Source organism: Acinetobacter sp. UBA3025 (assembly GCF_002367915.1).
Classification (GTDB): domain Bacteria; phylum Pseudomonadota; class Gammaproteobacteria; order Pseudomonadales; family Moraxellaceae; genus Acinetobacter.
In genome coordinates, this window is the sequence record NZ_DFDO01000230.1 from 1 (window position 1) to 9662 (window position 9662).

The window sequence follows — 9662 nt, forward strand, 5'->3', positions numbered from 1 at the left end:
AGGAGGGTACTCATGACTCAGAATAACCAGACAAGTACTTCAAAACAGAATCAAGATAAAGAACAACATGCACGAGAGTTGCATGACAAGATTGAACAAGAGCAAAAGCAGAATGAGATTGATAAACAGCATAAGCAGAAACATGAAGAAGTCCTAGAAGCCCAAAAAAATGGTGCTGATGAAAAGTCTGATCATCAGCAAGACTCTAAAGCATCTGGTAATCAGCAATCAGAGCAAAAAGATGCGTCTAAAAATGACCAATCTAATCATGGTGATCAATCAGATAAAAAAGCTGAAAGTACCAAAATGGATGACTTAAAAGCGAAAGCCATCGCGATCGGTGAAGAGCTGTTGCAAAAAGGCGAGAAGATTCTGAATGAGCTAAAAAATGGCAAATCAGACAGCCAAAAAAATGGTGAGCAAGGTTCAGATGATTCGAAAAAGGCACAGGATCATAGTTCTGGAGATAAATCAGCAAATCAGGCTGACCAGGATCGTATGGCAAATTTAAAAGATGAAGCCCTACACAAGTTTGAAGATACCAAAGTCAAAATTAGTGAGTTGGTGAATGAAGCTGCTACAAAACTGAATGAGTTGAAACAGATGGCTGCTGAAACAATGACAAAAATGAAAGGCGATGACCAGTCTCAGTCAGATGATTCGAAAAAGCAGGATCAGGAATCTTCATCTAAAGAGGCTAAGGATAAGGACCAAAATTCAGATCAGACCAATAACAAAAATGATGCTAAAAAAGATCAGGATAAGGCTGATCAATCTGGGCAAAACAAGACCGATCAAGATAAAAATCATAAATAATCATTTCATGTTGAAAGCCACTTCATTTAATTTTTGAATGAAGTGGCTTTTTAATGGATACTATCTAGTTAATTTTATTTAAAATTTTAAATATCAGTAATATAAAACAATAAATAAGATGTGATGCTGACTTTATAAATTTTCTTCCCTGTAACCCTTTAAAACCCAGTAAAATAGTTGGAAATCATATTTGTCTTTTGGGCTTGTTGAATACAGATTGCTTAACCTGAGCCTAAAACCTCGTTAAACTAAGCTATTCAGATGTCTATCTATATTTTTGGAGTAACCTATGTCCTGGCTTTCTTCGCTTAAATCGGTTTTTTCGCCTTCCAAGGAGGTGAACGAAGAAGCTGTGCAGAACGTACTGCAAAACTACATCTTGCCAAATTCTAGCAATGCACTGAAAGACCGGATTACTCAGGTCAATGTGCAAGGTGAGATTCTGCAAATCACCATTAATACCTATCCGGAAGAAAAAGAACAGTTACAGCAAATTCATGATGAACTGGCGGATGCGCTAGAGAAATGCGGTATTAAAGAACTAAACCTGCATGTGATTCAGCAAAAGACGGGTCATAAAAAAGAAGGTGGTTGTGGACATCATCATGCGGAAGGCGAGAGCTGTTCCAGCCAGCCGCAAACTGCTGCTTCAAAATCGAACCTGCCGCCAGTGGTTGATGCTTCAGGTCATGCGGCTCAAGCAGAAGCTGATCCAAATAATCCACCGATCCAGAAAGCTGCTCCACAGCAACATGATGTGCCGAAGCATCCACGCATTCAGAATGTCATTCTGGTCTCTTCAGGTAAGGGCGGTGTAGGTAAATCAACCACAACTGTGAATCTGGCTTTGGCTTTGCAAAAATTAGGTTTGAAAGTGGGTGTACTGGATGCGGATATTTATGGTCCAAGTATTCCGACGATGCTCGGCAATGCCGGCAAAACCCCGATGATCGAAGCCGAGCAGTTTGTCCCACTTGATGCGTATGGTATGGCAGTGCTGTCGATTGGCCACCTAACGGGTGATAATAATACGCCAGTTGCTTGGCGCGGTCCGAAAGCAACAGGTGCCTTGATGCAGCTATTCAATCAAACTTTATGGCCAGATCTGGATGTATTGATGATTGATATGCCACCAGGTACAGGTGATATCCAGTTAACGCTCGCTCAGCGTATTCCAGTCACAGGTGCTGTGATCGTCACCACACCACAAAACGTGGCATTGCTGGATGCGACCAAAGGCATTGAACTGTTCAATCGTGTGCAGATTCCAGTGATGGGTGTAGTCGAAAATATGTCGACCCATATCTGTTCAAACTGCGGTCACGAAGAACAGATCTTTGGTACAGGCGGCGGTGATAAACTGTCAGAGCAATACAATATTCCATTGCTCGGCCGCTTGCCTTTGAATGCAGTGATTCGTGAAAATGCCGATGCCGGTAAGCCTTCAGTGATTGCTGGAGATGATGCTGCTGAAAGTTATATGGCCATTGCTCAGAAAATTGCAGCAAAATTGCCAAAAGCAGAAAAAGATAAAACTCGTATTTTCTAAGATTCTATAATAAAAAAAAAGAGAGCTTAAGCTCTCTTTTTTTTATGAGGTTTTAGTCGTAGCTGTATTTTCTTTTCTTGCCTGAATGATATTAAAGCCAATTGCAATAATCACCATGATGGTGCCGATAATATCGGTCATGGTCTCAGGCACAATCATCATGAGAGCGCCAACCCCTAGGAAGATGCGCCAGAACCAATTCATCGCGGTTTTAAAGTAGCCTTCTACTGCAGCGCCAAGTGCCAGAATGCCGACAATGGATGTTACGGTAATGCTTAAAATGACATTCCATGCCGGTAAGGCAAATTCTTTGGCATTCACGGCAATATCTGTTGTATCAATCATCAGCATCGCCGGGTTATAGACAAACAGGAAGGGCACAATAAATCCGGCTAGGGATAGGCGCAAGGCCAGGAATCCAGTCCGCATTGGGTCACCACCTGCAATCCCGGCACCAGCAAAGGCGGCTAAGGCGACGGGAGGGGTAATATTGGCAAACAGGCCAAAATAGAATACGAACATATGCGCGACTAGGATTGGAATATCAAAGTTGGCCAAAGCCGGAGCAGCCATCGTCGCGGTAATGATATAGGCTGGAATCGATGGTAGACCCATGCCCAGAATCATCGATGCAATCATGGTAAAGAACAGGGTCAGGAATAGACTGCCGGCACCAATGCTCATGATCGAAGAAGTCATCACCGAGCCAAAACTGGTCAAGCTCACCACACCAATAATGATCCCGACGACCGCACAGGCAGCCATTACAGAGAGTGACTGTTTAGCACCATCTGCTAGTGCTTCCAGAATTTCCTTAGGTCCCATGCGGGTGGATTTCCTGAATGCTGCCACCACAATGGTCAATAAAATCGTATAAACAGCGGCATAACTCACTGGAATCGACTGGAATAAAAAGAACACCAAAGCAACGATCGGAAATAATAAATGGCCTCGTTCTTTTAGGACTTCTTTGACTCGTGGTAGGTCAGCTTTGGGAACGCCTTTCAGGTGATCCCGGCCAGCTCTGAAATGGACTTGCGCCATCACACCGAGGTAATACAGCAGGGCAGGCAATACCGCAGCTAAGGCAATGGTGCCGTAACTGACACCTGTAGTTTCTGCCATGATGAAGGCACTGGCACCCATTACCGGCGGCAAGATCTGTCCACCCACAGAAGCACTGGCTTCAACAGCACCGGCAAAGTTTTTGTGATAGCCAATTTTCTTCATTAAAGGAATGGTAAATGAACCGGTTCCCACCACATTGGCAACGGCAGTACCATTAATACTGCCCATAAAACCGCTGGAAATCACCGCAACTTTGGCAGGGCCACCTTGCTTATGCCCGGCAAGTGCCATGGCCAGATCATTAAATAATTTTCCCATTCCTGATTTCGCCAGAAAGGCACCAAACAGGATAAACAGGAAAATGAAGGTGACCGAAGCCCCAATAGCTGAAGAATATAAACCTTCAGTTTTTAGGTACATTTGCCCAAAGATGTCACTGAATGTATAGGGTCGGGTCAGCAAGCGATCCGGCATCCATTCAAAATGACTGACAAATGGATAACTCAAGAAAATCAGTCCCAGGATCGGCAACATCCAGCCCATCACCCTTCGAGCAGCCTCAACCACCAATACTACCGTCATAATCGAGAAGACAATGTCCAGCGTATTGGGAATGCCTCCCCGGGTAGTCATAATGGCTTGGTATTCTTTAAACAGATAAAAGAAAGAAACAAAAGAGGCAATGACCCAAATCCAGTCCGTCCATGCGACTTTTTGCCGGCTACTGGCCTGACGTGCTGGATACAACAAGAAAATCAGCGCCAGACCAATGGATACATGGGCTGCACGTTGAATCAGTTCTGGCAAGGGATTAAAAGTAATATAAAGATGAAATAACGAATAGGATATTGCCAAGGCAGCAATAAACCAGCGAACCGATTTGTTGATCGGATTGCGAGTGACAGATTCACGGTCAAATTTTTCTAATAATTCTTGTTGCTGTTGATCATCCAGTGCTTCGGTCACATTTCTTGTTTCTTGTGGATTCATAGGCAATCATTTAAACCTCTTTTTTTCCATAGGCTGTCTTTTTTTATAGAGATGTGTACTGTGCTGTAATCAGGAAAATCCTGATAAATATTCCAGATACGATCAGCAACTTCGATTTTTCCCTGCATTCTGCGTGAAATCACCCAATTGATTTCTTTCATCTTCCGGTTGATTTGCATATGGATGTTGCCATCATCCTGTCGAGTAATAGTACCTTGATCAGGTGTACCTGCACCAAATGAAATGAACTGAGTATCTGTCAGAATGAAATGATCCTTGTCTAGAAGATAACGTTCTTTCCACTGTGTTCTTTCTACCGAATGCATCCAGCTGAGCTGAAAAGATTTCTGGTCAATTTTGCACTGAAAATTTTGCTCTTTCACTTCCACAAAAATATACGGAAATGTCATCCAAACATAGGTAATAAAAAAAGCAGCCAAACTAAAAAGTGCAGCAATCGCTGCACCTTGTATCCATTTCATCAGTTCGCTTTATTCTCATCATAGAATTTTTGCGCGCCCGGATGCAGTGGAGCAACCAGACCTTTTTGTGCACCTTCTAAAGTGATTTCTTTAGCAGCCTGATGTGAATTGGCGAGTTGATCCAAGCTGGAGAAGAACGTCTTGGTTAGCTTATATACATCATCTGTAGAGAGATCAGAACGAACCACCAGCGCATTCATGATCGCAGCTGTAGGAATATCTTCAGCATTGCCATAGGTCCCTTTAGGAATGGTCATTGGCAGGAAATACGCCTGATCTTTGGCAATCGCTTTCACTTTATCTGGATTAATACTCACCAGTTGTAGATCAAAGCCCTGTTGCAGCTCCATCAGTGAAGAGTTTGGAAGACCACTGGTCAGGAAGGCTGCATCCAGTTTACCGCCTTTCAAGGCATCAGCTGCTTCGGCATAACCTAAGTAATCTACTTTGACATCCTTATAAGTGATACCAAAACCGTTCAATAGAGTACGGGCATTCACTTCTACACCTGAATTCTGGGCGCCCACTGCAATACGTTTGCCTTTGAGATCTTCAATATTTTTGATACCAGAACGTTTTGAAGTGACAATCTGTACATAGTTTGGATAAAGCGCAGCGATCTGCTGCACGTTGTCAATCTTGGTGCTAAAACTGCCTTGACCATTAATTGCTTCAGTTAAGCTGTCGCTCATGACAAAGGCCATTTCAACTTTGTTCTGTTTTAATAAATTTAGATTTTCGACAGAAGCCCCTGTGGTCTGGGTTTTGGAACTCACGCCGTAGGTCTTGTTATAGATTTCAGCCAATCCTGTTCCGATGACATTATAAGGGCCTGAGGCACCGCCTGTCGCAATATTGACAAATCGGGTTTGCAGTTTATCTGCAGCTACGCTCTCGCCAGATGCAGCCTGATTATCTGATTTATTTTGTGCATTATCATTCGAGCAGGCAACTACGCCTGATAACGCTAAGCTCATGACTGAAAGTTTGATCCATTTATTCATATATGACTCCTGATATTATTCTGTAGTTCTTAAAATATAATTAAAACAACAATATACTAAACCGTCTGGATGTTAAAAAATGTGAATTATCAATTGTTGTCCTTGTACAATTTAACAGCAATTATTTTGTCTGAATAGTTTTAATAGCATTTTTTTCGAAATTTTGCTTTATCAATATGTTGAACAAATTGAGCAAGATAGACATGTTAAATGGAGAGTGGAAATTTAATCATTAGGAGTTAGGTAAAAGTTGCTCCCATCACCAAATCTTTCTATAGAAGTGCCCAAAGTTCATACGCAAGAGTAGGGATTTTTAGTTAGTTAAAACTCAATCAAAGGTTACCAGAAATAATGATTTCAAGGTTGTGGATGATTTTTCTTTCATGTTGTAGAGAGTAGTATTTCAGGAATTTTAAGTCCGAATACTCTATTGAAACTTCTACTTTTATAGAAATTTTATGATGAGCTTATAGCTTTATAAATTGACAAAATTGACTAAAATGAAATTTTTATATATATCCACCTAATTAATTGAGATTCATTAAAAAATAATAAAATATAAAATTTTTTAATATGTTCTCTTACAATTATTTTTTTGCAGATTTGACCGGATTATTTTATGCTTAATACTTAAGAGCGAGGTCAAACTATGATTTCATGGTTATTTATTGGTTTAGTGGCAGCCATTCTATTAACACCGGGCCCAACCAATACTTTATTGGCATCGTCAGGTATTCAAGTTGGATTTAGAAAAACTTTTCGCCTTATTCCTGCAGAAGCTTTTGGCTATCTCATCGCAATTACATTCTGGGGCTTTTTGATTGGTAAAATCTCGATCTATTTACCGGAATTACCTCATATTCTCAAACTCTGTAGTGCTGCTTATATTCTATTTTTAGCTTTAAAATTATGGCGTACCGCAGAACTTGGTGAAAATTTTCAATGTATTTCGATTCGGGCACGGGAACTATTTTTGGCGACTTTGCTCAATCCTAAGGCATTATTATTTGCTTCGGCTATTTTCCCGGTCATGGTGTGGAAAAGCAGTCAATATTATGTGACTTATATGTTGGCATTCTTGGCATTACTTATTCCTATCGCATTTTTCTGGACATTTTTAGGTAGTTTATTGGCCAGAAAAAACAATCGCTGGTTGAATCAAAAGAACTTGCAAAAGACCGCTTCCATTATTTTAATGAGCTTTTCTGTACCTTTATCCTATTCAGCACTCCTCAGTCTTTAAACCTGAAAAAGCAGCTAAATTTCCTGAAATTTAGCTGTCAGAATTTCGCTTATTTTCATTAGTGTCAATTTCAGTTAAAGTACGTCGCAATTACTTATTTTTAAGATTTTTGGATTATATCAATGGCAATTAAGTCTGATCGTTGGATTCGCGAAATGAGCGAAAAACACGGCATGATTGAACCGTATGCAGAAAACCAGATTCGTCTGGATGAAAATGGTCAAAAGCTGATCTCTTATGGTGTCTCAAGCTATGGCTATGACGTACGCTGTGCGCGTGAGTTTAAAGTATTCACCAATGTGCACTCTGCAATTGTCGATCCGAAAAACTTTGACGAAAAAAGCTTTATTGATATTGAATCGGATGTTTGTATCATTCCACCCAACTCATTTGCTTTGGCACGTACAGTAGAATACTTCCGTATTCCACGAAATGTACTGACCGTTTGCTTGGGTAAATCGACTTATGCACGTTGCGGTATTATTGTGAATGTGACCCCACTTGAACCTGAGTGGGAAGGTCATGTCACGCTAGAGTTTTCGAATACGACTAACCTGCCTGCACGTATTTATGCGGGTGAGGGTGTGGCTCAAATGCTGTTCTTCGAATCAGACGAAGTTTGTGAAACCTCCTATAAAGATCGTGGTGGTAAATACCAAGGGCAGACAGGCGTTACTTTGCCTAAAGCTTAATAGTTTTAAAGCATTGAATAAGCGAGGCAAATGCCTCGCTTATTTTTTTGCTGTTTCATTCATCGGAAACTCGGGGTTTTTAGTCTTTTGGCTTTGGTAATCCTGCTAAAAATAAGCATAATGAAGAATGAATATATAAAAAAGATGTGCCAAGCATCATAAAAATCAAAAATTGAAGGCTGGGAAGCTGAAGGATAAAGATGCGGAGCATCAGATAAGAAGGATAGGTCGAGATGGCTCAAACAAAAGCTGAATTTCAATTTCGTAAAAGTTATTTGGCAATGATGATCAGTTTAGGATTATTGCCATCCGCACATGCAATGCAGGAATTAACAGATTCTTCTCTTTCTGATACTACCGGTGAAGGCGTCGCACTTGTTCTTGATAATTTTAAGATGGTGTTTCAAGGTCCGAATGACCTCTCAACAGGTTCAAGTTATGCTCGAGGGATCAATAACCCAGGTCAATATGATACCGGTTTTATTCGTCTGATTCCGACTGGAGAGAACTATGCTCAGTTAGGTGAGCGTGCCTATAACAAAGTCTATGATCGAGTGTATGCAAGTAGCTATTTAAATGGTATTAGTGCAAATGCTAATCTTTATGAAAATACATATACTTCTAAATATAATCAATATAAAACAGATAATTATACTTCAACTAAAGCTTTGTATGATACAGCAACATTTAAAGCAAATGTTCGTAGTGGAATAGTAGAAGAAAAGCGACGGTCGGATTTAATGCAGCGATATTATGATCAGCGCTATAAAGATTATTATGATGGTAAAAGTAGTCTTGCTAATGATGGTACAACAACTAGACCTGAATGGTGGGAGGCTAGTTTATTAAATAAGGAGAAATCTGCTGAATATGCGCTCTTAAATACCTATGAAATGATTGAATTACTATGGGGAAGTCGCACAAGTACTTCTCTTGATAACAAATGGACGCAAGAAGTAGGTACACGAACGAATGTAATAGATACTGTTATTCCTGGTATTATAGAAAGTAGGACTCAAGAACAATTAGCAATTGAAGCTGATAAATATGCGCTGATTCAGGCAAAAAATACGGTGACCGCTATGGAGCAGGCGGTTAAAGCGAGCGCAACAACGGCGGCCAAAGAAGCTGCAATGGGTGCCTCAGTCAGTACGCTTCGTACGAAGGCTGATGTATTTATCTATGGTTTGGCTCTATCAAAAAGTGATAACTCGCTCAGTAGCCGCTATAGCAATCAGGGATTTAATTGGGGAACAGCCAGCAATCCATGGTTATTCCATGCAGGGTCTGAAACGGTAAAACAGTTTACGGATACTGGAAAAGAAGTTGGCTATCTAGCTTTGGAAGCGCCTCTTGCAACAGCTGCTGCAAATGAAGCAGATAATAATATTAAACTAGGTTTTTGGACTGATATTTTCTCACGTTCTTTAAATTCAAGTAATACCATAGATTATGCTACTGGAGCACCTACTTCAGGCTTAGATATTTCTGAACGTTTTCGTGCACAGTTTATTGCTAATGGCTTGAGCATGAACGGTTCGCAAGTCCGATTATTTCAAACCCTTACATCGCCTGATCTTGCATATAGTCAAACCTTGGGCCTGGCGAGTCTGATCCGACTCAATACTAATGATGATCCCTCTACTCTGACCAGTGATTCAAACAATTTGAACAGTAAAGGGATTCGTATTAGTAGCGCAGCAAAAGAGAATAATCTTGATGGAGATGGTCCGACTCCTGCTTTAAATGGCTCTGCAGCTCCTATATTTCATGATACCGAGGGATTGTATTTATATAGCCCGAATATCAACCTGGTAT

At 40.7% G+C, this 9662-nt stretch carries 8 protein-coding genes; 5 read left to right on the top strand and 3 right to left on the bottom strand.

All coding sequences use genetic code 11. From position 1 onward, the window contains the following. Positions 1-12 precede the first annotated feature (12 nt). Both B4J23_RS09725 and apbC read left to right on the top strand, forming a co-directional pair. Complete coding sequence (locus B4J23_RS09725) at positions 13-816, top strand: hypothetical protein (RefSeq protein ID WP_313484664.1); 804 nt, start codon at positions 13-15, stop codon at positions 814-816. A 289-nt stretch (positions 817-1105) separates the two neighbouring features. Continuing rightward, positions 1106-2365 carry an iron-sulfur cluster carrier protein ApbC gene (apbC, locus tag B4J23_RS09730; protein ID WP_291360298.1) on the top strand — a complete coding sequence of 420 codons (1260 nt, stop codon included), beginning with the start codon at positions 1106-1108 and terminating at the stop codon, positions 2363-2365. Between the two features lie 42 nt (positions 2366-2407). Here apbC and B4J23_RS09735 read toward each other — a convergent pair whose 3' ends face one another. The 3 genes from B4J23_RS09735 to B4J23_RS09745 are packed head-to-tail and all read right to left on the bottom strand — an operon-like array spanning position 2408 to position 5909. After that, positions 2408-4423: a TRAP transporter permease gene (locus B4J23_RS09735; RefSeq protein WP_004785019.1), complete on the bottom strand. Its 2016-nt coding sequence runs from the start codon at positions 4421-4423 to the stop codon at positions 2408-2410. Continuing rightward, positions 4420-4905: a DUF1850 domain-containing protein gene (locus tag B4J23_RS09740; protein ID WP_291360300.1), complete on the bottom strand. Its 486-nt coding sequence runs from the start codon at positions 4903-4905 to the stop codon at positions 4420-4422. The genes B4J23_RS09735 and B4J23_RS09740 overlap by 4 nt, the downstream gene beginning before the upstream one ends. Continuing rightward, positions 4905-5909, bottom strand: a complete 1005-nt coding sequence (locus tag B4J23_RS09745; protein ID WP_180052333.1) for a TAXI family TRAP transporter solute-binding subunit — start codon at positions 5907-5909, stop codon at positions 4905-4907. Before B4J23_RS09745 ends, B4J23_RS09740 begins: the two co-directional genes overlap by 1 nt. A 649-nt stretch (positions 5910-6558) precedes the next feature. Here B4J23_RS09745 and B4J23_RS09750 point away from each other — a divergent pair. From B4J23_RS09750 to B4J23_RS09760, 3 genes are all read left to right on the top strand, one after another. Next, entirely contained in the window at positions 6559-7152 is a 594-nt protein-coding gene (locus B4J23_RS09750; RefSeq protein WP_180002152.1) for a LysE family translocator, read from the top strand. Positions 7153-7274: 122 nt separating this feature from the next. Next, positions 7275-7844 (top strand): dCTP deaminase, encoded by a 570-nt coding sequence (dcd, locus tag B4J23_RS09755; RefSeq protein ID WP_004785008.1) that lies wholly within the window; start codon positions 7275-7277, stop codon positions 7842-7844. A 233-nt stretch (positions 7845-8077) separates the two neighbouring features. After that, positions 8078-9662 (top strand): hypothetical protein (locus B4J23_RS09760; protein ID WP_291360306.1); only part of this gene is annotated, 1585 nt, incomplete at its 3' end.